Below are 13,926 nucleotides of genomic sequence, written 5' to 3' on the forward strand. Positions count from 1 at the left end.
GAGCAGCACCGTGGCTTCGGTCAGACCCGCAGCCCGCCGCACCGCGCTGAGCGTGGATGCTTCTACCGCGGAACGGTCCAATGAAACCCCGAGGCGGTCAAGCAATGCGGACAGTTCGCCGGCGTGGGGTGTCAGGATCACTTGCGGGGCCAGCACTTCAGGCAGTGCGGGCAACGCGCCGGCGTCGGCGATCGTMGGCAGGCCCGAGTCTGCGGCGTCGCGGGCGCGCTGCAACTGCTGTTCATCGGAGTCATCCAGCCCGGAGCCAACGAGCCATGCCTGAACGTGCGTGTCGGCCACGGCGCCGGTGCTGCACACGACCTCGGGGCAGGATTGCCGGACGAGGTCGGCGACGTCCGGCGGCCCAAGATAGCGCACCATGCCGACGCCGGCAGCCAGGGCGCCMTTGCAGGCCAGCACCGCGGCACCGGGATAGGCGCTGGAGCCTGCGACCACCCCAAGCACTCCCCTGGAGTACTTGTGCGCCCGCCGCTCCGGGCGCGGCAGGAGGGCGGAAAGGTCGCGGGCCTCAAGCCGTCGCAGGGCCGGCCATGGCAGCGCGTCCTCGATTCCGATCGGGATAATACGGATGCTGCCGGCGAAGTCGGCGCCGGGGTCCGCGAGCAGGCCGGCCTTGGCGGCACCGAACGTGACCGTCAGATCGGCGGCGAGGACCGGCGCGTGCGCCTCTCCGGTGTCTGCGTCAACGCCGCTGGGGATGTCGCAGGCCACCACGAGCGCCGGCCGGGAGTGCCCCAGGGCCTCGATCAGCCCCGCGGCCGGGCCGCGCAGCCCGCCCTGGGCTCCGGTCCCGAGGATTGCGTMGATCACGACGTCGGCGCCGCCGGCGACCGCGGCGAGTTCGGCCACGTTATCCCCAGTGAGGGTCACGGCGTATCCGCCGGCCTTCCGAAAGGCCGCCAGCCCCGCGTCGTGGGCGTCGCTGGCGGTGAGCACCGCCGTCGTCCGCATGCCGCGGCCGGCCAGCAGGGCGGCGGCGAAGAGCCCGTCGCCGCCGTTGTTGCCCTTGCCCGCCAGCACGGCCACCCTGGAGCCGTACAGCCGCTGACCGCGGCCGCGCAATGCGCTGATGACGGCGTTGGCGAGCCCGTAGGCGGCCCGCTGCATGAGAACAGCGCCCGCACCGGGGCCCAGGGCGTCGTCGAGAAATGGTTTCTCGGCTTCTCGTACCTGTGTTCCGGTRTAGGCGCTGATCATGGTTTCAGTCCGTTCGCGGTGCGGTCGCTGGGGAATGCCTGGCGCTCAGGCTGGTGCTGCCCGGGCGGCCGGCTCAGCCTTCCGCGATTACGGTCGCGGTGGCGATCCCGCCGTCGTGGCTCATCGACAGGTGCCAGCGCTTGACGCCTTTCGACTCCGCCACGGCCAGCACGGTGCCTTTGACCTGGACCGTGGGGCCGTTCTGGTCCAGCCCGATCCAGCAGTCCTGCCAGTTCATGCCGGCCGGCGCCCCCAGCACTTTGGCCACGGCTTCTTTGGCGGCGAACCGTGCGGCGAGAGACCGCGTGTTCAGTTCCCGCTCGGCCGGGACGAACAGCCTGTCGCGCAGCCCGGGGGTGCGCTCGAGTTGCCGCCCGAACCGCTCAATATCTACGACGTCTACGCCAATGCCAACGATCATGGCGTTATTCTACGGTCACGCTCTTGGCCAGGTTGCGCGGCTGGTCCACGTCGTATCCCTTGGCTGAGGCGAGTGCGAGGGCGAAGATCTGCAGCGGAACCGTTGCGAGCAGCGGCGCCAGGAGCGTGGGGGTCTCSGGGATGTAGAAGACGTGCTCGGCATACGCCTTGACGGCTTCGTCCCCTTCCTCCGCGATCACGATGGTCCGGGCACCGCGGGCGCGGACTTCCTGGATGTTCGAGACCACCTTGGAGTGCAGCGAGTCGCGGCCCCGCGGGGACGGGACCACCACGAAGACCGGCTGGCCTTCCTCGATCAGGGCGATCGGGCCGTGCTTGAGTTCGCCGGCGGCAAAGCCCTCGGCGTGGATGTAGGCGAGCTCCTTGAGCTTCAGGGCACCTTCCATCGCTACCGGGAAGCCGACATGGCGGCCCAGGAACAGCACGGACTTGGCGTCGGCCATGGACTCGCCGAGTTCCTTGATCTCGGCCTCGTTGTCCAGGATGTGCTGGATCTTGGCCGGAATCTTGCCGAGGTCGGCCAGGATGTCCTTGATCTCGCCCTGGAACTTATTACCGCGCAGCTGTGCCAAATAAAGGCCCAGCAGGTAGGCGGCGGTGATCTGGGCGAGGAAGGCCTTGGTCGAGGCCACGGCGATCTCCGGTCCGGCGTGTGTGTAGAGCACGGCGTCGGATTCCCGCGGGATGGTGGATCCGTTGGTGTTGCAGATGGAGACCGTCTTGGCGCCCTGTTCCTTGGCGTAGCGGACGGCCATGAGGGTGTCCATGGTCTCGCCCGACTGGGAGATGGAGACAATCAGGGTGTTCTCATCCACGATCGGATCCCGGTAGCGGAATTCGTGCGAGAGTTCGACCTCGGTGGGGATCCGGCACCAGTGCTCGATCGCGTACTTCGCMACCTGCCCGGCGTAGGCGGAGGTGCCGCAGGCCAGGACGATGATCTTGTTGACGTTCTTGAGCAGTTCCGGGTCGACCCGGAGCTCGTCGAGCGTCAGCCGGCCGTGGATGTCGGAGCGGCCAAGCAGCGTCTGCAGCACGGCGTCCGGCTGGTCGTGGATTTCCTTTTCCATGAAGGACGGGAAACCGCCCTTTTCCGCGGAGGCCGGGTCCCAGTTGACGTGGTATTCCTTGCCTTCGGCGGGGGCGCCGTAGAAGTCCGTGATCTCCACGGAGTCGGCGGTGATCGTGACGATCTGGTCCTGGCCGAGTTCCACGGCGCGCCGGGTGTAGTCGATGAAGCCGGAAACGTCTGAGCCGAGGAAGTTCTCGCCGTCGCCCAGACCCACCACGAGCGGAGAGTTGCGGCGCGCTGCGACCACTACGTCCGGCTGGTCGGCGTGGACGGCAAGGAGGGTGAAGGCGCCTTCGAGCCGCTGGCAGGCGAGCTGCATGGCCCGGGTGAGGCCACCCTTGGCCGCGTCACCGCCGATCTGGTTCCGGTAGATGTCGCCCAGCAGCGCGGCGGCCACTTCAGTGTCGGTCTCGGACTGGAAGATGACGCCCTTGCGGAGAAGTTCCTGCTTGAGTTCGGCAAAGTTCTCGATGATGCCGTTGTGGATCAGGGCCAGCTTGCCGCCGTCGGACAGGTGCGGGTGGGCATTCTGGTCCGTCGGGCCGCCGTGCGTTGCCCAGCGCGTGTGGCCGATGCCGGTGACCGATTCGGGCAACGGGCTGGTCTCGAGCTCGGCAATCAGGTTGCTCAGCTTGCCCGACTTCTTCCGGGAAGAAATGGTGCCGTCGGCAACCACTGCAATTCCCGCTGAGTCGTAGCCGCGGTACTCCAGGCGCCGCAATCCTTCAAGGACAACGTCCAAGGCATTGTGTCCAGCATTTACCCGGCCATCTGAGTGGCCCACATATCCAACGATTCCACACATGGGGTCAAGCCTAGCGGGTTTCCGGGAGGGAGGACGTTGGACAAGGCCGTGCGGACGCTTCGACGCGGGGCCGACGCGGGGCCGGTGCTGCGCCGTGGCGGCCCGCTGCGGCCCTGTTCCGGCTCCCACCGGCCCGTCCATTTCGCTCTCGGCGTCGTGAGGGGCAGAATCTCTAGGGTGACTTTGCAACGCAATGAAGCGACCGGGGAAGGTGTCTCCCCGTTCGTGGAGCTGGACCGGCAGACCTGGTCCCGGCTCGCTGCCCAGATGGAGCAGCCCCTTAATGAAGAGGACGTGGTCCGCCTTCGTGGCCTCGGGGACCCCCTCGATATCAAGGAAGTGCGCGAGGTCTACCTGCCGCTGTCCCGGCTTCTGCACCTGTACGTGGAGGCCGCCGGTCAACTGCATGCCGCCACCACAACGTTCCTTGGCGAGACCACCCAGCGCACGCCGTTCGTGATCGGCGTTGCCGGTTCGGTGGCCGTCGGCAAGTCCACCATCGCCCRCGTGCTGCGGGAAATGCTCCGCCGCTGGCCGGGCACCCCGAACGTGGAGCTCATCACGACGGACGGGTTCCTCTATCCCCTGGCTGAGCTCAAGCGCCGGCAGCTGCTGGAGCGCAAGGGTTTCCCGGAGTCGTACGACCGCCGCGCCCTGCTGCGTTTCGTGAGCGAAATCAAGGGCGGCGCCGAGGAAGTCCGGGCGCCGTGGTACTCCCACGTGACCTATGACATTGTCCCGGGCAAGGAAGTGGTGGTCCGCCGGMCGGACGTCCTGATTGTCGAGGGACTGAACGTCCTGGCCCCGGCCCGGGCACGGCAGGACGGCCGGCAGGGCCTCGCCCTGAGCGATTTCTTCGACTTCTCCATCTACGTCGACGCCAAGACCTCGTATATCGAGGAGTGGTACGTGGACCGCTTCCGCAAGCTGCGGAGCACCGCCTTCGCGCAGCCGGAATCCTACTTCCACCRCTACGCCACCCTCTCCGATGCCGAGGCCGAACAGACCGCGCGCGAGATCTGGAAGCGCATCAACGAGCCCAACCTCGAGGAAAATGTCCTCCCGACGCGGGGCCGGGCGCAACTGGTTCTKACCAAGGATGCCGACCACTCCATCCGGCGGATGCTGCTGAGGAAGGTCTAGCACACATGTGCTACGACGGCGGGGGCGAATCGATCGGACGGCAGTCAGCCGGACCGGACTCGCCAAGCCGCCGGGCGTTCAACCGCCTCCTGATGGCAGGCACCGGCCTCACGGCCCTGAGCGCCTGCACTCCGGCCCCGGCGTCCGCGCCCGCTTCAGCACCGGCCGGCATTCCGGCACCGACGCCGGGGCTGAGCCCGGGTGTCCGCACCGGGCCGCCGACAGCTGCGACGTCGAGCTCTCCACCGCCAAACCCGCCTTCGGCGGCAACCGTTCCGGAAAGCACGACGGCGGMGGGCACGCCTCCGACACCKGCGGCAGCACCGCCGTCGAAGGCAGCACCGTCGAAGGCACCGCCGTCGGCCTMAGCGCGGGGGCCGCAGCATTCACTGACGGACCCCGCCAGCCCGTGGGTAATCGTCAACAAGCACCGGGCGCTGTCCCCCGCCACCTTTGTGCCGCCGGACCTCGTCCGGCCGTCCGTCCGCTTGGCCACCTCCGGCGAGGCGGCACTGCTAAATAGCACGACGGCGGCAGCGGCGGAGAAGATGTTCGCAGCCGCGGCTGCCGACGGCGCMATCATCACCCTGGCCAGCGGGTACCGTTCGTTCAGGACGCAAACGGCAACATACGGCAGCTACGTGCGCACCCGGGGCCGGGCCGAGGCCGACACCGCTTCGGCGCGGCCGGGCTACTCCGAACACCAGACCGGCTGGTCCTTCGACATCGGCGACGGCGGCGGGGCATGCAGCTTCCAGCCCTGCTTCGCCCAGCAGCAGGCGGCGGTCTGGGCCAAGGCCAACGMCCACCGCTTCGGCTTCGTGGTCCGCTACMCGTGGATGCWCCACGAGATCACGGGCTACTACTACGAGCCCTGGCACCTGCGCTACATCGGCGTCGCGGCGGCAACGGACATGTCCACCCGTGGAATTGCCACCCTCGAGGAGTTTTTCGGCCTGGAAGCCGCCCYGGGATATCTCTAGGGGGTACCTAAAGGGCGCCGACACAGCGCACGGCCGCGCGGATTTTCCCCACCTTTGCCACCTCGAMGGCGGGACACGCCGGCGCGATCAGCCGACACGCMGTCGAAACCCGGGAAAGCGGGGAAACCCGGCGCCAGCCGGCGACCGGCCGCCGGAACCGCTCCCGGTTGCCTAGTCGGCGACGAGCTCCAGGGCCAGCTCGGTCCGGACCACCTGGGCCAGTCGCTCCGCGACGTCCTGGGCTGTCCGGTGGTCTCCGGCCTCCACCATCACGCGCACCACGGGCTCAGTGCCGGAGGGACGCAACAACACGCGTCCGGTATCGCCGAGTTCGGCTTCGGCGACGGCCACGGCCGCAGCCACTGTTTCGTMGCCCTTCACGCGGGTGCGGTCCACGCCCTTGACGTTGATGAGGACCTGCGGCAGCTTGGTCATCACGGTGGCCAGCTCCTTGAGCGGGCGCCCGGTGAKGGCCACCTGGGCTGCGATTTGCAGGCCGGTCAGCACGCCGTCGCCGGTGGTGGCGTGGTCGGCAAAAATCACATGCCCGGACTGCTCGCCGCCCAGGCTGAAGCCGCCGTTGCGCATTTCTTCGAGGACATAGCGGTCCCCCACGCCGGTTTCACGCAGGCTGATACCTGCCTCGCGCAGGGCGATCTTCAKGCCGAGGTTGCTCATCACGGTGGCCACCAGGACATCGTCCTTGAGCTTTCCGGAGGCCTTCAGGGCCACGGCCAGGATCGCCATGATCTGGTCGCCATCCACTTCGTTGCCTTCGTGGTCCACGGCGAGGCAGCGGTCGGCGTCGCCGTCGTGGGCGATGCCAAGGTCTGCCCCGTGGTCCAGGACGGCCCGCTGGAGAGGGCCGAGGTGGGTGGACCCCACCCCGTCGTTGATGTTCAGTCCGTCCGGTTCGGCGCCGATGAGGATCACGTCSGCGCCGGCGTCCTTGAACACCTGCGGGGAACAGCCGCTGGCCGCGCCGTGGGCGCAGTCAAGGACTACCTTCAGGCCGTCCAGGCGATGCGGAAGCGTGCCGAGCAGGTGCACAATATAGCGGTCCTCGGCGTCGGAGAAGCGCTGGATCCGCCCCACCTCGCCGCCGACAGGCCGGAAGGGTTCCTTGCCGAGCTGCTCTTCAATGGCGTCCTCCACGTCGTCGGGCAGCTTCTGGCCGCCGCGGGCGAAGAACTTGATGCCGTTGTCCGGCGCGGGATTGTGTGAGGCGGAGATCATGACGCCGAAGTCGGCGTCGAGGTCCGCCACGAGGTAGGCGGCGGCCGGGGTGGGAAGCACGCCGGCGTCGTAGACGTCGATCCCGGAACTGGACAGCCCCGCCTCCACGGCGGCGGCGAGGAACTCACCGCTGGCCCGCGGGTCCCGTGCCACCACGGCGCGCGGCCGCTCCCCGCTCGTATTGCGGTCGTGGCCAAGCACGACGGCGGCGGCCTGCGCCAGCTGCAAAGCGAGCTCGGCGGTCAGCAAACCGTTCGCCAGGCCCCGGACTCCATCTGTTCCAAATAATCTAGACATCGGGTCAAGTTTAGTCGATGRCCAGGGCAGGTCCGGCTTAAGCGGCGAAAGCCCGCCCCGCCGAGTGGCGGAACGGGCTTTCGTGCAAGCGCCAGAAGCGCTTGGAAGCGGGATTAACGCTTCTGGATCCGAGCGCTAAAAAGCGCCGAGCGCCCCAATCGCCGGTCGCGCAAGCGGCCGGCGATCGGGTAGGCGCATTTTTAGCGCTTGGAGTACTGCTGAGCCTTACGGGCCTTCTTGAGACCGGCCTTCTTGCGCTCGATCACGCGAGCGTCGCGACGCAGGTAACCGGCCTTCTTCAGGGTGGCGCGGTTGTTCTCTGTGTCGATCTCGTTCAGCGAACGGGCGATGCCGAGGCGCAGGGCACCGGCCTGGCCGGAGATGCCTCCACCGTGAATGCGGGCAATGACGTCGTAAGCGCCATCAAGATCGAGGATCTTGAAGGGCTCGTTGACGTCCTGCTGGTGCAGCTTGTTCGGGAAGTAGTTCGCCAGTTCGCGGCCGTTGATGGTCCACTTACCGGAGCCCGGCACAACGCGAACGCGTGMAACGGCTTCCTTGCGACGGCCAACTGCAGCACMGGCAACGGTCAGTGCCGGGCGTTCCTTCTTCGGCGCAGCTGCTTCTGCAGCACCGCTCTCCGAGGTGTAGCTGGTCAGGTTTTCCTCAGCCTCGACGGCCTCGGTGGTCAGTTCTTCGTTCTGAGCCACGATTCTCCTTGATTAAAAGTTGGTTGGTGGCCAGGACTACTGGGCGACCTGGGTGATTTCGAAAGTCTTAGGCTGCTGGGCGGCGTGGGGGTGCTCGGCACCGCGGTACACCTTCAGCTTGCCCAGCTGCTGTGCAGCGAGGGAGTTCTTCGGGAGCATGCCCTTGATGGCCTTCTCCACGGCGCGGACCGGGTTGGATTCCAGCAGCTCCGCGTAGTTGACGGAGGTCAGGCCGCCCGGGTAACCGGAGTGGCGGTATGCGCGCTTCTGCTCCAGCTTGGCGCCGGTGAGGGCAACCTTTTMAGCGTTGATGATGATGACGAAGTCGCCCATGTCCATGTGGGACGCAAAGGTGGCCTTGTGCTTGCCGCGCAGCAGGATTGCGGTCTGGCTGGCGAGACGACCAAGGACAACGTCGGTGGCGTCAATGACGTGCCACTGGCGGTTGATATCGCCGGGCTTCGGGGTGTACGTACGCACGGTGTTTGCCTCGTTCTTGTTCTGGCGTTCTTGTTTTAGGCGTCACTCAAKGTGCACCTACTATCTATGCGCTACCGGAACAGAGGTGAGGGCTCTATGTAACCAGTCATCCTGAGGTCTCGAATGTGCACGTTGAGTAGCTATCCTGCAACCGGATTCTCAAGCGGGCACGCACCATCGAGTAGGACACGCACAACGACTACCAAGAATAGCCTGCCGCGGGGTCTTGGGTCAAAATGGGGTGTCCGGATGCATCCTGTGTGCTCGCTGTTCCGCATGCTGTCCMGTGCCGGCCCGTCGCATCCCTGGAGGAACCGTGTCCGATCCCGCCGCCGCCGGCACCGCATCGCTGCTCTTCATCGCCGGAATCGGAGCGGCCGGACTGTGCCTCGGCCTCCTCGTTGATCGGCTTCTCCCCCGCACGCTCCCACGGCTGGCAACATCGTCCGCCACCGGGACAAGAATCACGACGGCGGCGGCTACTTTTACACTGTCCGCGCTCCTGGCCTGGCGCTTCGGAGTTTCGCCCGAGCTTCCGGCCTATTTGGTCCTGGCCGTCGCCGGCGTCCAGCTCACGCGCATTGATATCCTGCACCACCTGCTTCCGAACCGGCTGATAATCCCCCTACTTGGGGCCGGACTAGTCCTCCTGACCGCCGCCGMGGCGGTGTCCGGCGAGCCCGGAAACCTGCTGCAGGGGGTCGCTGGCGCCTTAATATTGTTCGTTTTGTACCTCTTTCTGGCTCTGACCAGCAGAAACGGCCTCGGAATGGGCGACGTGAAGCTTGCAGCACCACTTGGCCTGTACTTGGGCTACCTAGGCTGGTCCCACTTGTTCTATGGCGGAGCCTTGGGGTTCGTCGCAGGGGGCGTCGCTTCCCTGATCCTGGTGCTCAAAAACCGCGGAAACAAGCCAAAAGAAGTCGCCTACGGGCCCTCGATGCTGGCGGCTGGCCTGGCCGTCATCCTGCTGCTCCCMTAGGTAGCCTCCGCCTGCGCGCGGACGCTGATTAAGTAAGAAAGCTTATCAAACCAAGTAGTCGAGCCATGCMCCTACTTGCAAACTGAGTACACCTCTMTTTTACGGGCAGGTGGTGCCCCAAATTTCCTTCCAAAAGTCGAGTATCGCCATTCATTGCGCCGCCGATAACGGCCATGCAAATGTTGTCCCAACGAACTCCAGCGAATAAGCAATCGGGGATTTACTGGAAATTCGTTCACTACTCACACTCTGGAAAAGGAAGAAATAAAATGACTGGTMTCATGGTCTCAATGCTCGCTTTCGTCGCCGGCGTCAAAGACAAGTTCACGAGTGAAGAAAAGGGCGCAACCGCAGTTGAGTACGGACTGCTTGTCGCACTAATTGCGGCGGTTATCATCGGCACTGTCGTAATTCTGGGCGGGCAGATCAACACCGCTTTCAAGGCGATCTCGGACCAGCTCCCGAAGTAGGTCTTGTACCGAAAGCCCAGGGGTGGGGCGCCGGCAAGTGGAGCGTCCGTTCCGATTGCCCCGCATCCATCCCTGGGCTTTTTTATTCGCATAATCGGGGCTGCGCTCCAAAGCCGTCCACCCGCGCCCGGATGCGGCCAGCGGAATGAAGTTTCCAGCGAAATGCAACAGCCGTCGAATTCGGTGTCTTTGGCGCAGATCGCCGTCGTGATCGTTGGTGCCGTAGGAGCCTTGGGAGGCCAGCCGGTCCCTGGCCCCCGCCACGTGATCGACGGCCTGTAGCGGACGCCAACGCCGGCCCACGCTGCGTCCGGTTCCAGCGGAGTGGAAGTCTGGAGGACCGCGGAGTTCGCTCCCGGAGGCCGGTTCCACGGGGCCCTACGACCTACACAGCCGTAGTCATGAAACGTACAAAATTGGCTCGTCTAAGTCCTGAGCCGTGATTGAAAGGCATAAAAGTGAAATCAMGCCTGCTGGGAGGCATCGTCGCACTTGTGCTCGCCGTAGTTGGCACACTGCTTCTGGTCTCATATGTTCAAGGATCTGAGGCTAGGGCTCAGGAGGGCCTAAGCCCCGTCGAAGTGTTGGTAGTTCAAGCCCAAGTCCCTCAGGGAGCTGACATTGCAACGATCAAGTCGGCCGTCAAGCTGGCCGCCCTCCCTGCGGCCTCGGTACCTAACGGGGCATTGAAGAGCCTTGACGGAATGGACGGCAAAGTGGCTGCTGTCGAACTCTTGCCCGGCGAGGCGCTCTTGGGAGCCCGCCTGGCGGATCCGGCCAGTCTCTCGGCACCGGGGTCCGTTCCTGTTCCCAACGGAATGCAGGAGATCTCGGTTCAGCTCGAGGCCCAGAGGGTCGTCGGAGGGCGTATTTCCGCCGGGGATACCGTCGGCATCGTCGTCCTTTTTGACAAGGGAGCGCTGAAGGACGCCCCGGATGTGGAAACAGGCCAGGAAGTGTTCCACAAGGTCCTGGTGACCAGTGTGCAGCGTTCCGCCACAAAGACATCAGCCGATGCAGCCGCAGGCACAACCGCTACCGAGCAAGCCAATACCGAGCTGCCCACAGGACAGTTGCTGGTTACGTTCGCCCGGAATGACGCTGATGCCGCGAAGATCGCGTTTGGGGCCCATTTTGGGAGTTTATGGCTCACGAAAGAGCCCGCCACCGCCACGGAAGGCGCCCCGTTCGTAGTCAAGAAGCCGGAGCTGTTCCGATGAGCCGCTTTGTACTGATCACGGCCGATCATGATTTTGAACGACGAGCAAGGCAGGCGGCCGCCGGCTTGCACGGTAAGTTCCACGCCATCGTGGCAGACCACCTTCCACCGGGCCCGGACGACGTTTTGCGGCTCCTCGGCAGCGAACTGGTCGAAGTCATCCTGATAGGGCCGGGCCTCCCTACCGATGACGCCATCCGTCTGGCCAGCCTCTTCGATCTTCAATATCCCGAAATTAGCATCGTGCTCGTGACCGGGGACGACACGCTGGTGGCACTTCCCGCCATGCGGGCCGGCATCAGGGATCTGCTACCGCCAGGTTCAGACGTGAACACCATTCGTACCCTGTTGGAGCGGGCCAGTCTCGCATCCGCCAGCCGGCGCCGTGGGTTGGGCAACTCMGTCGACGGAGAGCCGAAGACCGGCCGCATTATCGCGGTCATGTCTCCCAAGGGAGGGGTCGGCAAGACGACGATTACAACCAACCTCGCCGTTGGGCTGGGCAAGGAAGCTCCCATGGACGTTGTGGTGGTTGACCTGGACCTCCAGTTCGGAGACGTTGCTTCGGGGTTGCTGCTGGAACCCGAAAGGACATTGGCTGACGCGGTGGTTGGCGCTGCGGTACAGGACAGCGTGGTGCTGAAGTCCTATCTGACCCTGCACCCGTCAGGCGTCTACGCGCTCTGCGCTCCCCTCAACCCTGCGGATGCCGATCAGATTTCGGGCGAACAGGTCGGAAGGCTGTTGAGCCAGCTTTCCAACGAATTTCAGTACGTMGTCGTGGACTCGGCACCTGGAATCGGGGAACACGTTTTGGCAACCCTGGAACTAGCCACCGATGCGGTGTGGGTCTGCGGCATGGACATCCCAAGCATCCGGGGGCTTCGTTCGGGATTCAGCATCCTCAGCGAACTCGRCCTTGTGCCGGAGAACCGCCACATCGTCCTCAATTTCGCAGATCGGCGGGCCGGACTCACGATGAACGACATTGAGGCCACCATCGGCTGCCCTGTGGATGTGGTTCTGCCACGATCACGGGCAGTGCCTTTCTCCACAAATAAGGGCGTTCCGCTGTTGCAGGAAGGCAACAGGGATCCGTTCACCAGGGGGCTGCGCCAGCTTGTGGAAAGGTTTGGCGCCGGCTGGCAGTCGCGCCCGCACAAGAAACTTCACAGAAGGGCAGTAGTCCAATGAGCCTGACAAAGCGTTTGGAAACCCTCCGGGGCGTTGCTAGTGATTCTGTTCCACAATCGGGCGCTACAAGCGGCCCGTGGGCCGCTGGAGCAGCAGCCGCAGCAGACTTGCCTGGAGCCGCATCAGAACCTAAGGCCCAGGGCACCGACGCTAACGACGCTCTGAACGCCGTCAAGGATCGGGCGGGCGCGGCTCTGTATGAGCGCATGGGCACCCGCATCACAGACGCCGGCCTGGACGAGTCGGAGCTGCAAAAGTACGTCAAGGAAGAGCTCCGGGCCATCGTAGAAKAAGATGAGATTCCGCTGACCGCGCCGGAAAGGCACCGTCTCGTCCAGGAAATCATCGATGACGTCCTGGGACTCGGGCCCCTGCAGAAGTTCCTGAATGACGCGGCGGTTTCGGAAATCATGGTCAACGGTCCGGACAAGGTGTATGTCGAACGTGACGGCAAACTATCCCTGACCAATGCACGGTTCAGTTCAGAAGAACACCTGCGCAGGATTATCGAACGCATCGTCACGAAGGTTGGGCGGCGGATCGACGAGTCATCTCCCATGGTGGACGCCCGGCTCTCCGACGGATCGCGTGTCAACGCGATTATCCCCCCGCTTGCCGTCAACGGATCATCGCTGACGATTCGAAAGTTTGGGCAGGTACCCCTGACCGTCGATAACCTGATTTCGTTTGGGACCCTGTCCCCGGAAATGGCGGAGCTGTTGCAAGCATGCGTCCGTGCTCGGCTAAACATCCTGGTGTCCGGAGGCACTGGCACGGGCAAGACCACCCTCTTGAATGTCCTGTCGTCCTTCCTGCCGGCTGATGAACGCATCGTCACTATAGAAGACGCCGTGGAACTGCAGCTGCAGCAGGAGCATGTGGTACGGCTTGAAAGCCGGCCGCGCAACATTGAGGGCAAGGGCGAGATCTCCATCCGGGAGCTGGTCCGTAATTCACTTCGCATGCGACCGGACCGGATTGTCATCGGCGAAGTCCGTGGTGGTGAATCGCTGGACATGTTGCAGGCGATGAACACCGGACACGATGGTTCGATTTCCACCGTGCATGCCAATTCGCCCCGGGATGCAATTGCGCGGCTTGAAACCTTGGTGCTGATGGCCGGAATGGACCTGCCGCTGCGCGCGATTCGCGAACAGATCGCATCGGCCGTCAACCTCATCGTGCATGTCTCCCGGCTCAGGGACGGGACTCGCCGCGTCACGCACGTCACGGAAGTTCAGGGCATGGAAGGGGAGATCGTTACCMTCCAGGATGCATTCGTCTTCGACTACAGCGCCGGGGTGGATGCCAACGGACGGTTCCTCGGCAGCCCATCCCCTACCGGTGTAAGGCCTCGGTTCGTCGACCACTTTGCAGATCTTGGTATCCATTTGTCGCCGGGGGTATTCGGAAGCGTGCACGCGGGAGGTGGCTTCAAGTGACCACAACAAACCCAGTCTTTTTCGCGCTTGGCATCGGGCTGTGCCTTGTGGCGCTCGCCATCTTGCTGTTCTCTACCATCGGCACAGGCAAGTCCGGCATCRCCTTGTCCCGGCGACGGCCAGGCGTCGTCGCCGGGCCGTCAGTCCTGACCCGCATGACGGATACTGCACTGACGCTCGTGGACCGCAATGTCGGCCGGAATGCCAGTTTCGGCAGCAAGGAGTCGCTAGAGC

Annotated in this window: 13 protein-coding genes and 1 pseudogene; 8 read left to right on the top strand and 6 right to left on the bottom strand. The window is 64.7% G+C overall.

Translation table 11 applies throughout. From position 1 onward, the window contains the following. The 3 genes from AC1DBQ_RS15935 to glmS all read right to left on the bottom strand — a co-directional run. On the bottom strand, window positions 1-1,218 hold a 1,218-nt coding region (locus AC1DBQ_RS15935), incomplete at its 3' end, for an NAD(P)H-hydrate epimerase (protein ID WP_476929432.1). Between the two features lie 73 nt (window positions 1,219-1,291). Beyond that, complete coding sequence (locus AC1DBQ_RS15940) at window positions 1,292-1,639, bottom strand: holo-ACP synthase (protein WP_024366340.1); 348 nt, start codon at window positions 1,637-1,639, stop codon at window positions 1,292-1,294. Between the two features lie 4 nt (window positions 1,640-1,643). Continuing rightward, window positions 1,644-3,536, bottom strand: coding sequence for a glutamine--fructose-6-phosphate transaminase (isomerizing) (glmS, locus tag AC1DBQ_RS15945; protein ID WP_476929433.1), 1,893 nt, complete (start codon window positions 3,534-3,536; stop codon window positions 1,644-1,646). 177 nt (window positions 3,537-3,713) lie between these two features. Here glmS and coaA point away from each other — a divergent pair, with 177 nt between their 5' ends. Next, window positions 3,714-4,679, top strand: a complete 966-nt coding sequence (gene coaA / locus AC1DBQ_RS15950; protein ID WP_476929434.1) for a type I pantothenate kinase — start codon at window positions 3,714-3,716, stop codon at window positions 4,677-4,679. Between the two features lie 5 nt (window positions 4,680-4,684). Then, a complete protein-coding gene (locus AC1DBQ_RS15955; protein ID WP_476929435.1) occupies window positions 4,685-5,662 on the top strand; it encodes a M15 family metallopeptidase in 978 nt (325 codons plus the stop codon). A gap of 171 nt (window positions 5,663-5,833) precedes the next feature. On the opposite strand, the gene glmM is transcribed toward AC1DBQ_RS15955, so the two are convergent. The 3 genes from glmM to rplM all read right to left on the bottom strand — a co-directional run bounded on the left by glmM (window position 5,834) and on the right by rplM (window position 8,385). Beyond that, a complete protein-coding gene (gene glmM, locus AC1DBQ_RS15960; protein ID WP_476929436.1) occupies window positions 5,834-7,195 on the bottom strand; it encodes a phosphoglucosamine mutase in 1,362 nt (453 codons plus the stop codon). Between the two features lie 200 nt (window positions 7,196-7,395). Continuing rightward, a complete protein-coding gene (gene rpsI, locus AC1DBQ_RS15965; protein ID WP_476929437.1) occupies window positions 7,396-7,905 on the bottom strand; it encodes a 30S ribosomal protein S9 in 510 nt (169 codons plus the stop codon). A 36-nt stretch (window positions 7,906-7,941) separates the two neighbouring features. Then, the gene (rplM, locus tag AC1DBQ_RS15970; RefSeq protein ID WP_476929438.1) at window positions 7,942-8,385 is read right to left on the bottom strand and encodes a 50S ribosomal protein L13; all 444 of its coding nucleotides are present in this window, start codon (window positions 8,383-8,385) and stop codon (window positions 7,942-7,944) included. Between the two features lie 316 nt (window positions 8,386-8,701). On the opposite strand from rplM, the gene AC1DBQ_RS15975 reads away from it, so the two are divergent. From AC1DBQ_RS15975 to AC1DBQ_RS16000, 6 genes and pseudogenes are all read left to right on the top strand, one after another. Beyond that, window positions 8,702-9,367 carry a prepilin peptidase gene (locus tag AC1DBQ_RS15975; RefSeq protein WP_476929439.1) on the top strand — a complete coding sequence of 222 codons (666 nt, stop codon included), beginning with the start codon at window positions 8,702-8,704 and terminating at the stop codon, window positions 9,365-9,367. Window positions 9,368-9,648: 281 nt separating this feature from the next. Further along, the gene (locus AC1DBQ_RS15980) at window positions 9,649-9,837 is read left to right on the top strand and encodes a Flp family type IVb pilin (RefSeq protein WP_476929440.1); all 189 of its coding nucleotides are present in this window, start codon (window positions 9,649-9,651) and stop codon (window positions 9,835-9,837) included. A 704-nt stretch (window positions 9,838-10,541) separates the two neighbouring features. Beyond that, window positions 10,542-11,057, top strand: coding sequence for an RcpC/CpaB family pilus assembly protein (locus AC1DBQ_RS15985; protein WP_476929441.1), 516 nt, complete (start codon window positions 10,542-10,544; stop codon window positions 11,055-11,057). After that, complete coding sequence (locus tag AC1DBQ_RS15990; protein WP_476929442.1) at window positions 11,054-12,250, top strand: CpaE/TadZ family protein; 1,197 nt, start codon at window positions 11,054-11,056, stop codon at window positions 12,248-12,250. The genes AC1DBQ_RS15985 and AC1DBQ_RS15990 overlap by 4 nt, the downstream gene beginning before the upstream one ends. Further along, on the top strand, window positions 12,247-13,692 hold the full coding sequence (locus AC1DBQ_RS15995; protein WP_476929443.1) for a CpaF family protein: 1,446 nt from the start codon (window positions 12,247-12,249) through the stop codon (window positions 13,690-13,692). Before AC1DBQ_RS15990 ends, AC1DBQ_RS15995 begins: the two co-directional genes overlap by 4 nt. Beyond that, window positions 13,689-13,926, top strand: a pseudogene (locus AC1DBQ_RS16000) (type II secretion system F family protein); the annotation flags it as partial. The gene AC1DBQ_RS15995 and the pseudogene AC1DBQ_RS16000, both read left to right, overlap by 4 nt.

The organism is Arthrobacter sp. 10T413_2 (assembly GCF_056394205.1).